At 46.3% G+C, this 348-nt stretch carries 1 protein-coding gene; it reads left to right on the top strand.

The window, feature by feature from the left end:
* On the top strand, positions 1 to 348 hold a 348-nt coding region (locus tag AYW76_RS18585; RefSeq protein ID WP_197467855.1), incomplete at both ends, for an Ig-like domain-containing protein.

Genomic DNA, 348 nt, shown 5'->3' with positions numbered 1-348 from the left:
TATCAGGCGTTCGCTTTATTTAGTGATGGGACAAGTCGAGAGGTAACTGAGCTGGCAAGTTGGCAATCTTCCAACAACAGTGTGGCATCTATTAATCAAAAAGGACTGGCGGATAGTTATCAGAGTGGTGATGTTGTTGTGACGGCTACTTATGCCAGCCAACAGGCGGATGCTTTATTGAATGTGACTCAAGCTCAACTAACAGAGCTGGTGGTAGCTCCAAACAAGGTGACTATACCTGCAGGGCATCAAACTAGGCTACAAGCTTTTGCCGTGTATAGTGACGGGTCATCGAATGATGTGACTCTGCAATCGGTTTGGGCATCGATGGACCAGAGTTTAGTAAAC

This window comes from Marinomonas gallaica (assembly GCF_001639745.1).
Classification (GTDB): Bacteria; Pseudomonadota; Gammaproteobacteria; order Pseudomonadales; family Marinomonadaceae; genus Marinomonas; species Marinomonas gallaica.
This window is presented reverse-complemented; position numbering and strand designations above follow the sequence as displayed.